Origin of the sequence: Calothrix sp. CCY 0018, assembly GCF_963920925.1 — a bacterium.
In the GTDB taxonomy this organism is placed as follows: Bacteria; Cyanobacteriota; Cyanobacteriia; order Cyanobacteriales; family Nostocaceae; genus Rivularia.
The window spans coordinates 91,424-107,445 of record NZ_CAWUDI010000008.1 but is presented as its reverse complement, the minus strand read 5'-3'; the positions used below and the strand labels follow the sequence as shown (position 1 = coordinate 107,445).

The following is a 16,022-nucleotide window of genomic DNA, read 5'->3' as shown; positions in this document are numbered from 1 at the left end:
ATACCTATAGCTTAATCGCCGATCGGCCGCACCCTCTGGGTGATAACTGATAACTGATAACTGCTCACTGTTAACTGACTCAAACCCACCCGCGCAAACGGTATACAATCATACCTATATATTCTTTTAAAGCAAGAGTAAAATTTTCTAAATATCTACTATCTGGTAACAAATTTAAAATTGCACTTTTGGGGGTTCTACCTATTGAGTCAAATTCGTCTTTTGTAACCAGAAAATCAGTGGGTGCAGCAATTGTTTCAATATCTTGATGTTTGAAAATCGCCAGCGAACGCGGCATATGCATTGCTGAAGTTACTAATAGTATGCGATTAATATTACGTTCTAAGAGAATTTTTTTGACGTTTACGGCGTTTTGATAAGTATTTAGTGAAGTGGGATCTTGTAAAATATCTTCCGATTTGACTCCCATAAATATAAGTAATTTTGCGATATCTTCCGATTCTGGTGGGCCGCCCCCAGCCCAATCGATACGTCCACCACTAGCAATAATTAAAGGAGCTTTTTTTTGACGGTAAAGTTGAACTGCGTAAACAACTCGATCGCCTGCTTCGCTTAAGTCTACAGTTGTTCGAGGTTCGTAATTAGCCTTAGTTGCACCACCCAAAACCACAATGGCTTCTGCTGTAGGCAATTCTCCTGTAGGAATATTTTGCCATTCCAGGGAACTCACCATAAGGCGAGAAATCCAACCATTAGAGGTAAATAGCACTGCAAACAATCCTAGCGCAATGCAAAATGCTGCTACACGCGGTCTTTTCCAAAGCAAGATCAACCCTAAAACACTACAAATACAGGCAAATCCTAGAGGATATAAAAAAAGGGGTAGCAGCTTGGAAAGATATAAAAACATGGGAACTACAAGTTATAAAGACAGGAGTTAGGAGTTAGAAATTATGAGTTAGGAGTTAGGAGTAGCAAGTAAATTACCAACAATATTTTCTATTCCTACTTATTACTCATTCCTCGTTACTATGCAACTCGTTACTTGCCGGAATGTCTCCTTATCTCCCCATTTCTCAAACCCCCGATTTATTAGGAGGCTTTGCGTAAGTTTTACGATTAACTCTTAACTCTTAACTCCTAACTCTCTTCCTATTAACTTTCGGCTACTTTTCCCAAAACTTAATATTGATTCCCGAACGGCGACGGTAACGACGGGCTACTCTTCTACTTCGCTGCGAATTAGTTCTCTGTGTGGGGGCAGCTAACTCGTCATCGTCGGTTTCGACTTCTCGCTGAATCTGACCTGGTGCTTTAGTAACAGTTGGTTCCTTGCTTCCCCACCAAGCAAAAATAAAGCCCCCACTCAAACCAGCTATTCCACCTAACAAAATACTTATAGGCGGTTGATAGCCCAAAAGTAAAAAGCTAAGTAAGAAAAATAACCAGTATTTTAGTCCAGCATCTACACCATCGGAAGATGCTACGGTTTCGGGATGAGGCCCAGTTCTTGTGGATGTTGTAAATAAGCCTAGTAGTAACCCACCTAATACTCCAAGAAAGAGACTTAAGCCTAATCTATCAGAGGATAGGAAAAATACAAAGGCTAAAAATGACCCGAATATCAGTTGAGAAAGAAAGCTTTGGGAGATAGGTAAAAAATTACCAGAACTTTTTTTTGCCATAATATAGGCTATTGGCTAATAAGTTGTTTTAATTGTGCATCTCGTGGTTGAGTTGTATCTAAAATTTTAAGATATAATTTTTCTTTGTTGCTAACGAGTTTCTCTATAAGACAATTACACTTAACCAGGACTTACGCAAAATAACGTGATTGCGTCCGGGCCGAGCGACAGCGACGTAATCCCACAATTGTTGGGAAAGATCCCCTACACTTCGTTTTGGTCGCAATGACATTTTTTCCTTGCGTAAGTCCTATTAACATTTAACACTTAAGTATAGATACAAAAAAACCAGGAGCTAATCCCCTGGGATTGTAATTCATTAAAGCATAGTTTAAGTAGTTTCCGCAGGTTGAACTTCTGCTTTGCTTTCACCTTCAGCTTCTTGATCTTGTGTAGTTGCACTAACTTGTGGTGGTAAAACACTAACAACAAGTTCGTCAGATTCTGCTGTTAATGTTACGCCTTCGGGTAATGTAATTTGATTAACGTGTAAGCTGTCTCCGACATTCAAGTTACTAACGTCAATATCAATTGAATTAGGAATGTTCTCTGGCAGACAGTTTAACTGCATTTGAGTAATTACGGTATCTAATATACCGCCTTCTTGTTCTACACCAACTGCATTGCCGACAAAGTTAAAAGGTACTTCTACTGTCATTTTACCGTGACCTGCGACAGCAAAAAAGCTGAGATGGTAAAGTTTACCTGTTGCTGGATGAGCTTGAACTTCCCGCAATAAGGTTTGTCCCTCCCAGGGGATATCGCCAATTTTCAAGTCAATTAAGGTATTGTTAACCGAAGCTTTTTTGAGTAAGCGCTCGACGGTTTTAGCATTAATTACCAAAGAAATTGATTCCGTGCCTTTATGACCGTATAAATTGGCAGGAATCTCTCCAGAACGACGCAAAGCCTTTGTTTTGCTTCCTTCTGGTCGTTTTTGACATTCGACCGTCATTTCCATAGTTTTGTTCTGATTATTTATGTTTGTGGGTCAGTTTACAGTTAAAGCAGGGCAGTTTTTTACACTGCACTTCTAAAATATACAGACAAAGAAAACATTGTACCTTATACAGTCTCTAAAGAAACAGGGGTACCGTCAGCTTGCAGTAATGCTCGTTTTGGTCCGTGAATTGGATCTTCAACAATTATTGTTTGATCGCGACTCGCACCTAACGAAACAATCGCGATCGGAACCTCAACCAATTCAGCCAAAAATTTGAGGTAGTCGAGTGCTTGTGGTGGTAAATCTTCTAAACTACGACAATCACTTGTTGATCGCCCCCATCCCGGTAAGGTTTTGTAAATAGGACGACATTGTGCGAACTTTCTGGAACTGGTGGGAAAATGTTCGGTACGCAAACCATCAATTTCATAAGCTACACAAACTTTAATTTCTTCAAGTTCGTCGAGAACATCTAATTTGGTAATTGCTAAACAGTCCATACCGTTAATACGTACTGCATAACGACCGATAACCGCATCAAACCATCCACAACGGCGTTTGCGTCCGGTAGTTGTACCAAATTCTGCTCCTACAGAACACAGATGCTCTCCCATTTCTCCGGAAAGTTCGGTCGGAAATGGTCCTTCTCCAACTCGGGTAGTATAGGCTTTAGCGACACCAATCACTCGGTCGATGGCGGTTGGCCCCAAACCAGTACCCACACAAGCCCCACCCGCTACGGGGTTCGAGGAAGTGACAAAAGGATAAGTTCCGTGGTCTAAATCTAATAGAGTACCTTGCGCTCCCTCAAACAAAATATTTCGACGTTCTCTAATTGCTTGGTAAATTTCCAAGGAAGTATCGACAACGTGAGGACGCAACCGTTCTGCGTACCCTAAATATTCTTCAATTACAGCAGCAGCATCTATCGGTGGTAAGTTATAAAGCTTTTCAAGAATGACGTTTTTAGAATTAATCGTCCAGTCGAGCTGTTCGCGCAATCCTTTGGCATTCATCAAATCCAACATCCGAATACCCGTGCGTTCGGACTTATCAGCATAAGTTGGTCCGATACCTCTACCTGTAGTACCGATTTTATGACTACCCCTTCGTTCTTCTGAAGCTTTATCAATCAATCGGTGATACGGCATCGTGACGTGTGCCGTCTCGGAAATCAACAAATTGCGAGTAGAAATATTTAAACTTTCTATTTGATCCAATTCCGCAATCAAAACCTGTGGGTCAATTACAGTTCCAGAGCCGATAATACATTTGGTATCTGGATACAAAATACCAGAAGGAATTAAATGCAGCTTAAAAGTTTGACCTTTTACTACAATTGTATGTCCCGCATTTACCCCACCTTGGTAACGGACCACCACATCTGCGGAGCGGCTGAGTAAATCGGTTATTTTTCCTTTTCCTTCATCGCCCCACTGGGCACCTATAACAATGACGTTAGCCAAGAGATTTTATTAATATACGGTTTTCACAAATGATTATTATCCACACGATTAGTAACTGATGTCAAGGCTGGTAAGCAACATTTTCAAAAAAAAACTTGGTTCGTTATAAATCCGTGACAATTGTTACCTTTTATCAAATTGAAATTGATTTATATACTACATTTTCAAATTTTATTTCTGGTAAAATAATTAACACTTTAATACCGTAACTGTTTAGTAAATAGTTTGCATCTTGAATTTAGAATAAATGTATAAAATATGTATAGCTCGAACCTATTTTTATGTATCGTCTATCACTGATAATAAATCCGGATTATATAATTTATACTTGAGTAGGTAATAGCAGCTTGATAAAGATAATTGTTCAAGTAAATATTAATTTGTTGGATAAAAATCATTTTCGGGGTAACTGCGATCTTCTTTAATTTACATCTTTTGCAAAAGTTGCAATATTTCCTCAACGTTATTAAAAGTAATTATTTAAAATGATTTTCTTGTCAAATATTTTATTGATCGTAAATAGGATTTACGCAAAGTCAATTTTTTAAATTGGATGTTCCCATCTTAATGTCTGGAATATGATATTTGTCGTTGATAACCCTCAGAGCCGGACAGGCTGGGGAAACAGGGCATCGCAGCTTAAGCCCGGATTGTTACTTTCTTCCCGGCTTTATGATTTCCTATGACGTAGGTTGGGTTGAACGGAGTGAAACCCAACACCGACCTTGGGTTTCGTTCCTCAACCCAACCTACAATTTTTCGGTAATCTTAGAGCGGAATGGGAGTAATATTCTTCTATTCGTGAATAAAACTAACACGCATACAGCTTTATTTTCGACGATTTACGAATATTGTATGTATCCAAAAGAGTAAAAAGCGGCATTCTTATAGGACTTTATTTACTTTAGTTATGATGAAATTATTTAGCATAAAAATTTTGAGAATATTATTTTTATTAGTCCTTTGTTTACTATTCGCTAATGCAGTGATTTCATATAACAGTACTATAAAGTTAAATACAAACGAACAAATTATAAATTATTCAAACGAAGTTATTATTCGGCTTGAAAAAACACTTTTAGCGTTTCAAGATGCTCAAACAGCACGTTATAATTACTTAACTTCAACGAATACAGATTCTCTGAAATTATATGATGTTGCACAAAAGCAGATTGATCGAAACATTCAATCATTAAAAGATTTAACTAGACATAACTATCAAAAACAGGAGCAAGTTTTCTTGCTCAATAAAAAAAACAATAATAGATTGGATTTTTTCGAGCAAAAGTTATATTTTAAACAGAACAAAGAAGTAAATGTATCTCATGATTTAGCTTTAAGCTATGCTGTAAAAAAGCTTCTTTATAACCTTGAAGAAACAGAAACAAAGGTTTTACTAAATCACATAATTTTATCAAAAATTAGCTTCCATAAAACTGTAATTGCTTTTTTAATTGCTGGCTTTGGAAACCTAGCATTAGTTACACAACTTTATTATCTAATTAAAGACTACGCAGTCAAACTAAAAAAAACAGAAGCTGCTTTACGACAAAGCGAAAACCGCTTGCAGACAATCATAGATGCAAAACCGGAATCTATTAAGTTAATAGACAAGGATGGTACTCTTTTAGAAATTAATGCCTCCGGGATAGAAATGATGGAGGTAGAAAGCGCCGATGCAATAATCGGGCGATCGCTATGTTCGGTAATTACTCCAGAGTATCAAAAAGCTTATAGATTAATGCATGAAAGCGTTTGTCGGGGTAACAAGGAAACTTTGGAATTCGAGATGGTTGGATTCAAAGGTACTCGTCGCTGGATGAAAACACACGCCGTACCGTTACCAACCGAAAACAGCGGTTTTCTACATTTAGCAATAACTCGCGACATTACCCAGCGCAAAGCTTCTGAAGAAAAGCTTCAAACACAAGCAGCGCTATTAGATGTAGTGACAAACGCAATTTTAGTCAAAGATATTCACAATCGAATTTTGTATTGGAATAAAGGGGCTGAAAATATCTACGGTTGGCAAGCCCAGGAAGTTCATGGTGAAAAATCATCGCGATTATTACATAAAGAACATTCTTCACAACAAGACGATGCATTATTAAGCGTTATCGATCGAGGAGTTTGGCAAGGAGAATTACATCAAGTAACCAGAGAAGGTAAAGAGATTATTGTTGAAAGTCGCTGGACTTTATTACGAGATCAAAAAGGACAGCCGAAATCAATTTTGGCAGAAAATACAGAAATTACTCAAAACAAACAACTTGAAACTCAACTGTTAAGAACCCAGCGTTTAGAAAGTATCGGCACCTTAGCAGGTGGAATTGCTCACGACTTAAACAATGTGTTAGCACCAATTCTAATGTCAGTGCAATTATTAGAAAGAAAACTGTCCGATTCCCAACATCTACGATTGCTAAAAACTTTAGAAAATAACGCCCAACGCGGTGCTAGTTTAATCAAACAATTATTATCCTTTGCTAGAGGTATTGAAGGTAAACGTACTCTTATTCAAATCAAATATTTAATCGCAGAAATTGAGCAAATTGTTAGAGAAACTTTTCCTAAATCAATTCAACTAAATGTAAATATAACGTCAGACTTGAATTACGTTTGCGGTGATGCTACCCAATTACATCAGGTACTAATGAATTTAGTAGTTAATGCCCGCGATGCCATGCCCAAGGGAGGGAAATTAGAAATTTCTGCCGAGAATCTCCAAATCGATGAATATTACGCCCAAATGAATATCCATGCCAAAACAGGTGCTTATATTGTAGTCACCGTGGCTGATACCGGAGTAGGTATGCATCCAGAAATTCAAGAACGCATTTTTGAACCATTTTTTACAACAAAAGAAGTAGGAAAAGGTACGGGTTTAGGTCTTTCTACTGCTCTAAGTATTGTGAAGAACCACGGTGGTTTTGTGAATGTTTATAGCGAGTTAAATAAAGGTACCATCGTTAAAATTTATTTACCCATCCAAAAAGCAGAAGAAACAAATGTTTCCTGTTGCGATGAATCAGAAGACTTAAATGGTAGTGGCGAATTAATTTTAGTTGTTGATGACGAACCAGCTATCCGTAAAATTACCAAGTCATGTTTAGAAGCATATAATTACCGTGTATTAACAGCATCTAACGGAATAGAAGCTATAGAAATTTATACCAAATATCAACAAGAAATTAATTTAATATTGCTAGATATGATGATGCCTGAAATGGATGGTGAAACTACCATCGGGTTGTTACAAAAAATCAACCCCAAAGTAAAAATTGTTGCTATCAGCGGCTTAGTGTTAAATTACGATTCAACTTTAGATAAAAGTCTAAACTTAAAAGCATTTATGTCAAAACCCTGTACTGGTAAGGACTTGTTACATACTCTAGCTAAAGTTAGCAGGGAATTTAGATAGACTTTACTCAATTTTTTTTTTAGTATATATTTTTTTTATCTTTGTTTTTGTTACCATTAATAAAATTTTTAGTATGAAATATCAGTTATGGCTTTATACGCTGAATTACATAGACATTTGGGCGGTTCGGTTGTACCCCGGATTTTGTGGGGATATTTCGAGCGTCATTCTAACGAGTTAGTCAAAAACTTTCAGAATTATCAAGAATTTGAAGAGTTTTACACCAAACCGCGCAATACTTTAGAAGAATATCTAGAGTTACATACTTTAGTAGAAAGCGTGCAAACTGTAGAGACTCTGCCTTACTTTATTTATCGTTTGGTACGCGGTGCATATATTTTTGAAAATTTGGCGTATTTGGAATTGCGCTACACTCCTTATCTACGAACTCCAGAACATTTAAGTCAATCAGAGAGAATTGACAAAATGGCGGAGATTGTTGATGTTGTGGGTAAAGCCAGCAAAGTTCCCGAATATCCCATTGTCACCAGTCAGATATTGTGTATGCACTCGCGGCTTCCCTATGAAGTGAATAAAGCGATTGTAGATTTAGCCGCTCAAAACAGGCAGTATGTATGTGCTGTAGACGTTGCCGGAGGAGACAGCGCTTACTCCGAACGTATGGATGAATGGAAAAAGCTTTACGAATATGCTTTATCCGTTGGTTTAAATACTACCGGACACCTTTATGAAACCGAAGCTGGCTGTCATCCAGAATTATTGCCTTATTTGATGCGAATCGGGCACGGTATCCAAATTCCTTTGTTAACCCCAGATTTACTTAAAGATGTCGCAAAACGCGGGCAATGTTTGGAAGTGTGTCCGACAACTTACATTAAAACGGGAACCTTGCAAGATATCCGACAGTTAAAGTTGGTGTTTGAGCGTTGTTTTGATGCCGGAGTAGATATCGCGATTTGTACCGATAACGCCGGGTTACACAACGTGCGTTTACCATTTGAGTACGAAAATCTTTTAACCTACGATATTATCGGCTTTGAAATGCTCCAAGCTTGTCAGGATGCCGCTTTCCGTCATGCTTTTGCTTGGCCATACGGAGGCGAACGTCCGGCTCAGTTGTTAAATGGTTTACTCCATCCTCAACCTCAAAAAGCTGTCATGGCTAATAGATAATTAGCGATTAGTGATTAGCCATCGGTTAAAAAGTGATTAAAGTTGCAGCAAGTGAATTTTTATTTTTTAGTGAAGAGTGAATTTAAAAAACTTGGTTTTTACTCGTAATGATACCGACAAGCCAGGAAATAAATTTGAATATTTTCAACTTGATAAACAAGCCGGTGTTCTAAATCAATACGTCTTGACCAAATATTTCCATCCATATATTTTAAAGGTTCTGGTTTACCAATTCCTTCAAATGGATTTTCCATTACAGCAGTAACTAAATCCAAGATTTTCGAGGCAACCTTAAAATCTTGCTTGAACCACCAAGCCAAATCTTCTTTAAACCTAGAACTAAAACCAGGGCTGCGATTCACAACAACTGGTTTTATTTCATCTGACTCAGCCTTTTTCTTTTTCTTCTTGCTCAATCCCCAACTCCTCTTGAAGTTCTTCAATAGTTTGAGGTTTAATTTTTCCTGTCTTAGATTCCTCCATAGCATCCAGCAGACGACTCGCATTTGCAGGAGTTCTAAACAAATAAACCGTCTCTACCAAACTTCTTAAATCCGATTCTGTAATCAATGCTACATTCTCACCATCACGACGATTGATGATATATACCTGATTATTCTGTGTAACTAGTTCTAACAACTTAAAAAAGTTATTTCTAGCATCTGTGGGAGATGTGATTTCGTAATCAAACATCAGTTTATGTACAGGTAATGGTACATATATTATATCAATTGTGGTCTGATGGCGGAGTAAACGTTTTATTAACACGGCAGCAATAAACCATAGTTAATTATTGCCGCACGTTTTATTGGCTTTGATTAATCAATAAAATATTGAAAATAAAATACATTTCCACTATGTATAACTACTAAGCTAAAAAGTAATTTTAATTTATGTTTCTAAGATGAAAGCCTTATAATTCTAGTAAAATAGTAGATAACTCAGCAATTAACGGTTAAATTAAAAACATAATTAAGATTTTACTTTAAGTATAAATAAAATCATTAAGAATTATTTAAAAGCATGAATTTCTATTAACAAATTCAATAAAACATGGTTGTGCGGTAGAGTGGCATTGTATCCTCGCCAACACTGTACGCTATGGCATCTACTATCCAAGCTCTACCTTCAGAAGTCGTACATTTAATTACAGCCGGAGAGGTAATTGATTCTTTTGCTTCGGTGGTACGGGAATTGATCGAAAATTCCTTGGATGCTGGTGCGACAAGGATTGTGGTTTCTTTGCGTCCGGAACAGTGGCGGGTGCGAGTATCGGATAACGGTTGTGGAATGAGTCTAAATGACTTGCAGCAAGCAGCAAGCGCCCACAGCACTAGTAAAATCCGCTCTCCTAAAGATTTGTGGAAAATTAATAGCTTGGGTTTTCGTGGTGAAGCGCTGCACAGTTTGACAACCCTAGCCGATTTAGAAATTATTAGCCGTGCAGAAACTCATCCAGAAGCAAAAACAGGGTGCAGCGGTTGGCGGATTGTATACGGTGACGAGGGAGAACCTTTGCTTATGGAAGCAGCGGCGATCGCCCCCGGTACGGTAGCGATGATTTCTAATTTATTTGGCAATTGCAATGCTCGTCGTCAGGGTTTACCTTCGATATCCCAGCAAATGAAAGCAGTGCAAGCAGTAATTCAACAAACTGCTTTGTGTCATCCTCACGTTACCTGGCAAGTTTGGCAAAATGAACGCGAATGGTTCGCCATTTATCCGACTGGCAACATGAAAGAAACTCTGTCTCAGTTTCTGCGTAGAGTGCATCCATCAGACTTACAAGATTTGAAAGTTGAATTAAACGATCGCGATAATAATCCCGATTCGTCGCTTTCATTAGTGATCGGATTACCCGATAGATGCCATCGTCATCGTCCAGATTGGGTAAGGGTTGCAGTTAATGGACGTATGGTTAAATGTTTAGAACTCGAACAAACTATTTTCTCCTCATTTCATAAGACATTACCGCGCGATCGCTATCCAGTTTGTTTTCTACACTTATCAGTTTCCCCGAATCAAATTAACTGGAATCGCAACCCCGCGAAAACACAAATTTATCTTAATCAACTTGATTATTGGCGAGAACAAATTGCTCAATCGATTGATAAAGCATTCAGCATTAATCATTCGGGCATTAAGGAATCTCTACAGGTAACGCGAGTAGGTAAATTAATCAAAGCCGCAGAAGCCAAAAGCGGTTACAACTTCAACCGTAGAGATATTGAAAAAAAGAACTTTGAAGAATTTGAACTCAATGAAAATTTAAATAAAACTAATAAAACTAATAAAATTCAATTCAAATCGCACGAAACCCAAAACCCCCTCTCAAACTCCATTGCTTTAAAAGCAGTTGCTCAAATCAACAAAACCTACATAGTAGCCGAGCATCCGGGAGGAATGTGGTTAATAGAACAACATATTGCTCACGAAAGAGTTTTATACGAACAAATTTGCGAACACTGGAAATTAGTAGAATGCGAACCACCAATAATTCTGTACCAATTATCTCCCGAACAAATAGAACAGCTACAAAGAATTAATTTAGAAATAGAACCTTTTGGCGAACAACTTTGGGCAATACGTCAAGTACCCGCACTTTTACAGCAGCGCGAAGATTGTGCCGAAGCGATATTAGAACTTAGTAAAGGAGGCGACTTAAACACAGCCCAAGTTGCCGTAGCTTGTCGCAGCGCCATCCGCAACGGCACAACCTTGAGCCTGCCACAAATGCAGCAATTAATAGACGAATGGCAGCGCACCCGCCACCCCCGCACCTGTCCCCACGGAAGACCAATTTATTTATCATTAGAAGAATCAGCCTTAGCTCGCTTTTTCCGTCGTAATTGGGTAATTGGGAAATCGCACGGAATTTAAACAGTGAGCAGTGAACAGTTGAAGGGGGTTGGGCATTGGGCATGGGATAATAAGTTAGGAGTAACTAAGGTTAAAGGTTAAGAGGATGTTTGAAAAGTATTGTTTTTACCTCAAAACATGGGAAACCTAACCCCCCTGCCCCCCTTCCCTACAAGGGAATGGGGGTTTCAAAGCCTCTCTCCTCGCAGCTTTAGTGGTTTGGAGAGAGGTCACAAGTATACTTATTTACTTTCCAAACATCCTTTAAAAGTCAAAGGTCAAAGGTTTAATTTCTCCTTGTCTCCCCATCTTCCCCCTCTAAAAAAATATGAGTGCAGAAATTATTTGTGTCGGTACGGAAATGCTATTAGGAGATATTGTTAATAGCAATGCTCAATATTTAGCGCTACAGTTAGCCCAATTGGGTATTCCTCATTTCTATCAAACGGTTGTCGGCGATAATGTTGACAGAATCAAGCAAGTTATTGAAATTGCTAGTAATAGATCGGAAATCTTAATTTTTACTGGTGGTTTGGGGCCGACTCCCGATGACTTAACTTGCGAAACCATTGCCGATTTTTTCGGTTCTCCCTTAATTGAACGTGCGGAAGTTATAGAAGATATTACTAAAAAATACGCTACACGAAATAGAGTTATGAGCGCGAGCAATCGCAAGCAAGCTTTAATCCCCAAAGGTGCGGAAATTCTCCCCAATCCTACGGGTACGGCACCGGGTATCATTTGGCAGCCACGACCTAATTTAACAATTTTCACCTTCCCCGGCGTACCTTCAGAAATGCATCGGATGTGGGAGGAAACCGCCGTTCCTTACCTGAAAAATCAAGGTTGGGGCAAACAAATCATTTACAGTCGAATGTTGCGGTTTTGGAACGTTCCCGAATCTACTTTAGCTGAGAAAGTATCTGCTTATCTCAATTTACCTAATCCAACCGTAGCGCCTTATGCGAGTAAAGGGCAGGTAAAATTACGAGTTTCTGCGAAAGCGAGTTCGGAAGCGGAAGCAGAAAGTTTGATTGTACCCGTTGCAAAGCAAATTCAAGAGATAGCCGGATTAGATTATTTTGGTGCCGATGATGATACGCTAGCTTCCGTAGTTGGGGATTTATTGCGTAAATCTGGGGAAACGCTTTCGGTTGCGGAATCTTGCACCGGGGGAACTTTGGGAGGAATGTTAACTGATACTTCGGGAAGTTCCGATTACTTTTGGGGTGGTGTAATTAGTTATGATAACTCCGTAAAAATTGGGATGTTGGGAGTTAATGGGGAAGATTTGGAAAAATATGGTGCGGTAAGCGCAACTGTAGCCGAGCAAATGGCTGTAGGTGTGAGAAAACAGCTGGCTACAACTTGGGGATTAAGTATAACAGGAATTGCAGGGCCAGGTGGAGGTACAGAAACTAAGCCAGTGGGTTTGGTTTATGTGGGTTTAGCGGCAGAGAATGAAGTAGAAAGTTTTGAATTTCGGTTTAATTCCGTGCGCGGTAGAAGTTTGATTCGTCACTTTAGCGCTTGTAATGCTTTGGATAGTTTGCGAAGGAAGTTGTTGCAGCGGTAATTGGTAATTGGTAATGGGTATTTGGTATTTGGTAGGTTGGGTTGAGGCTTTGCGAAACCCAACAAAGGTGGTAGATGGTAGGTTGGGTTAGATACGAAAATCAATTTGATTTGTAACGATAAGTACTTAGGCAAAATTAATTGTACATTTGTCATTGCGAGTGGAACGGAGTGAAACGTTAGCGCAGCGTCTCCCGAAGGGAGATAGCAATCGCAAGGTGTTGGGATTGCTTCGCTGTCGCTCGCAATGACACAAATAATTTTGCATACCCACTTATATATTCATCGTGTCGTAACCCAACATTGTAATTAATAGGATTCATATCGGAGAAAGGTTGCAAAATCACAGCTAATAACAATTATCAGTTAGGCTTCACTACCGCCTTGGAATAAATTCCGAGGCTCATATACAAAGTACGTTAAAACGCACTATAATCACCGATCTAAACCTTGCTCAGTCTGATTTATCAGACTATGGCTTACGCCACGCTGCGCTAACGTGTATTAGCCTGGGAATTTATTCCAAGGCGGTGTTAAGAATGGTGCAAGATGTCAGTTAAAATGCATTCAGAGTATGATAGCTGTCTATGAAGAAATGACGAAAAGTAATTTGCTCGAAACGGCTGGGATTGCGTCGTCGTGCCTCCATTCCCTAAGAGGGAACACTTCGTGAACGCAATGACAAAAAAACAGTTATGTTTACCTACTTATTAACAATATTTATCTTCGCAAAATATCCATCCAATGAATATTATTTTGCCGTTGTGATGTTGTAATATCTTGCCATTCAATTTGTTGAAATGTATCTTCCTGCTGTGGAATTGGTAAATCTTGTGCTTCGCTTATATTTTCTCTACAATTAGCTTGAAAGTTTAATAACATTTCAGGTTGTAACCAAGATTCTCCGATGGTTAAATATTCCTCTACAATAGCGACTTCAAAATTCAAAGCCTGACATTTACGAATAATTTCAGGAGAGGAAGTGAGAAAAACTATTTTAGCTTCAAGATTTTCAGAAAGTTTGAGCAAGCTGAATAAGTAGCAATCTAATAAGCTATTAGTATCAAGATTTGTTTGGTGAAGTTTTTCATCAATAAAATAGACTGTTCCACCAGCAACGGTTTTAAATATCAAAATTTCAGGATCATCATGTTCTATTAACGAATTGATGATGAGATTTGCAGCTTCAGTAGCAGATTGGAAGTTACCTAAACTGAGATGTTGTAGTTGAGTGTAAAAATATTTTGGTAAGATAATATCTTTTGTAAAATCATTTATATATTGGGGATTGATAAGACATAAATCTGGTTCGAGAGCGTATAAAATGTTCATTCTTGTATTTCTTTTATTTGTGAAGGTTGATTTATAACTATTACAGGTCTATTTCTTCTATTAAAAGTTATTTCGCCTGAGATAATTACATTTTTATCAGTTAAGGATGAAGCATTAGGAAACAGAGAAAAACTTTTTCTAGGTACATAAGCATAAAGTGTTTCGATACTATTTTTGCTAAATTGAAAGTTAATTAATTTATATTCTGTATCTACAGTGACGCTGGCAATTTTTCCTTTTAAACGAACAGTCTTACCAATATTGTAATAGATAGCATTTATATCTAGAACGTTAATGTATTTTTCAACAACCTTAGTTGATGGAGACGGTATATTACTATTAGTAATATTATTTTTTAATCTTTGTTCTATATCAAGCTGGGAACGTGCAATATCTAAATTCTTTTGTGCTTCAGTATAGTTAGCTACGATAGTAAGAGCGCGATTATAATCTTTAATTGCAGCTTCTAGATCTCCTAATTTATAATAAGCTTTTCCTCGATTGTTATAAAAACTTGCATGATTCGGATTAATACGAAGAGCTTGAGTAAAATCCTTGATGGCTAATTGCATTAAACCTCGTTCATGATACGCTACACCTCGATCATTATAGGCAGCGTCATAATTAGGATTAATACTAATAGCTTGAGTCAAATCATCAATAGCAGCTTGATTATTGCCTAGATTATAGTAAGTAGTACCTCGATAATAATAAGCTTCAGCAAAATTGCTATGAAATCGTAATGCTTCAGTAAAATCTATAATAGCTTCACCATACTTTTTGTTTACAGTTTTTTTTAATCCCGAATGTAATAAATCTTCCGCAGTATTAAAACTATCAACAATTTGAGTCTGTGGGATATCTGTAAAAGTTATAGGAATTGGAAGACTATATAATTTATTAATTGAAGATTTGCACTGTTCGCATTTTTTATTTAGGAATTCCCAACTATCTTTATGGTATCCAAGTTGGCAAGGTTCACAAATATATACTTTCTCACCTGCTTGAAGAATTTCACCACTTACACGATCTTTTTGTCCTACTAAATTTTTTAGCAGTTCATTTATATTAAGTTTTTGATTTTTACCGCCGAGAAAATCGTTATCAAAACTTGTATTATTTTGCTCGCTTGTCTGTGAATTATTTGAGTAATATGTACCAACTTCCGTCCACTGAATATTTTGTGGAGTTGCATTAGTTGATGATTGAGTATTGTTAACTTGATTATTAGAAGATGAGTTCGGTGTTTGAGTAGATGGAGATGATCGAGTATTATTAACTTGATTATTAGAAGATGAGTTCGGTGTTTGAGTAGATGAATTTGAAGATTTCTTCTCTTCAATTAATCCAATCAAAAAAAATAATATTATAATAGCTATGATTATCCAGAATAAGAACTCAGAATAATAATAAATCCTAATAAGAATTTGGATCAATAAAGAAATAAATAATCCCATATTAAAAAATATTCGTCTGATTTTTATTTTTAAACAGGTAGTAGTATCGCATTTTATATAAAGCTAGATATTATTTTGTTGGTAATTTCTTAAATCTATTAAAATCAACTAAAAACTCTCATCAGTCATCTTCAGATGACTTTTGCTATTAGCCAGGGGTTTGCAACCCCTGGCGATTATCATGCTTAA

At 37.5% G+C, this 16,022-nt stretch carries 12 protein-coding genes; 4 read left to right on the top strand and 8 right to left on the bottom strand.

Going from position 1 to position 16,022, the window contains the following annotated elements; translation table 11 throughout:
- Nucleotides 1–79 precede the first annotated feature (79 nt).
- From ACM03V_RS08080 to ACM03V_RS08065, 4 genes are all read right to left on the bottom strand, one after another.
- Nucleotides 80–871, bottom strand: coding sequence for a YdcF family protein (locus tag ACM03V_RS08080; RefSeq protein WP_414620255.1), 792 nt, complete (start codon nucleotides 869–871; stop codon nucleotides 80–82).
- 256 nt (nucleotides 872–1,127) lie between these two features.
- On the bottom strand, nucleotides 1,128–1,646 hold the full coding sequence (locus ACM03V_RS08075; protein ID WP_414620254.1) for a hypothetical protein: 519 nt from the start codon (nucleotides 1,644–1,646) through the stop codon (nucleotides 1,128–1,130).
- A 331-nt stretch (nucleotides 1,647–1,977) separates the two neighbouring features.
- Nucleotides 1,978–2,607 (bottom strand): 50S ribosomal protein L25/general stress protein Ctc, encoded by a 630-nt coding sequence (locus tag ACM03V_RS08070; protein WP_414620253.1) that lies wholly within the window; start codon nucleotides 2,605–2,607, stop codon nucleotides 1,978–1,980.
- 104 nt (nucleotides 2,608–2,711) lie between these two features.
- Nucleotides 2,712–4,055: an adenylosuccinate synthase gene (locus ACM03V_RS08065; protein WP_414620252.1), complete on the bottom strand. Its 1,344-nt coding sequence runs from the start codon at nucleotides 4,053–4,055 to the stop codon at nucleotides 2,712–2,714.
- A 985-nt stretch (nucleotides 4,056–5,040) separates the two neighbouring features.
- Between ACM03V_RS08065 and ACM03V_RS08060 the strand changes: the two genes are divergently transcribed.
- Together ACM03V_RS08060 and ACM03V_RS08055 are read left to right on the top strand one after the other, a co-directional pair.
- Nucleotides 5,041–7,476: a PAS domain S-box protein gene (locus ACM03V_RS08060; RefSeq protein WP_414620251.1), complete on the top strand. Its 2,436-nt coding sequence runs from the start codon at nucleotides 5,041–5,043 to the stop codon at nucleotides 7,474–7,476.
- A gap of 87 nt (nucleotides 7,477–7,563) precedes the next feature.
- Nucleotides 7,564–8,610, top strand: coding sequence for an adenosine deaminase (locus tag ACM03V_RS08055; protein ID WP_414620250.1), 1,047 nt, complete (start codon nucleotides 7,564–7,566; stop codon nucleotides 8,608–8,610).
- Between the two features lie 98 nt (nucleotides 8,611–8,708).
- Here ACM03V_RS08055 and ACM03V_RS08050 read toward each other — a convergent pair whose 3' ends face one another.
- Both ACM03V_RS08050 and ACM03V_RS08045 read right to left on the bottom strand, forming a co-directional pair.
- Nucleotides 8,709–9,026 (bottom strand): Txe/YoeB family addiction module toxin, encoded by a 318-nt coding sequence (locus tag ACM03V_RS08050; RefSeq protein WP_414620249.1) that lies wholly within the window; start codon nucleotides 9,024–9,026, stop codon nucleotides 8,709–8,711.
- Complete coding sequence (locus tag ACM03V_RS08045; RefSeq protein WP_414620248.1) at nucleotides 8,998–9,303, bottom strand: type II toxin-antitoxin system Phd/YefM family antitoxin; 306 nt, start codon at nucleotides 9,301–9,303, stop codon at nucleotides 8,998–9,000. Before ACM03V_RS08045 ends, ACM03V_RS08050 begins: the two co-directional genes overlap by 29 nt.
- 408 nt (nucleotides 9,304–9,711) lie before the next feature.
- Between ACM03V_RS08045 and mutL the strand changes: the two genes are divergently transcribed.
- Together mutL and ACM03V_RS08035 are read left to right on the top strand one after the other, a co-directional pair.
- The gene (gene mutL / locus ACM03V_RS08040) at nucleotides 9,712–11,490 is read left to right on the top strand and encodes a DNA mismatch repair endonuclease MutL (RefSeq protein WP_414620247.1); all 1,779 of its coding nucleotides are present in this window, start codon (nucleotides 9,712–9,714) and stop codon (nucleotides 11,488–11,490) included.
- Nucleotides 11,491–11,797: 307 nt separating this feature from the next.
- Nucleotides 11,798–13,045: a competence/damage-inducible protein A gene (locus ACM03V_RS08035; RefSeq protein WP_414620246.1), complete on the top strand. Its 1,248-nt coding sequence runs from the start codon at nucleotides 11,798–11,800 to the stop codon at nucleotides 13,043–13,045.
- Between the two features lie 719 nt (nucleotides 13,046–13,764).
- Here the strand turns inward: ACM03V_RS08035 and ACM03V_RS08030 are convergent.
- Nucleotides 13,765–14,376: a hypothetical protein gene (locus tag ACM03V_RS08030; RefSeq protein WP_414620245.1), complete on the bottom strand. Its 612-nt coding sequence runs from the start codon at nucleotides 14,374–14,376 to the stop codon at nucleotides 13,765–13,767.
- Nucleotides 14,373–15,833, bottom strand: coding sequence for a tetratricopeptide repeat protein (locus ACM03V_RS08025; protein ID WP_414620244.1), 1,461 nt, complete (start codon nucleotides 15,831–15,833; stop codon nucleotides 14,373–14,375). The genes ACM03V_RS08030 and ACM03V_RS08025 overlap by 4 nt, the downstream gene beginning before the upstream one ends.
- Between the last annotated feature and the right edge of the window lie 189 nt (nucleotides 15,834–16,022).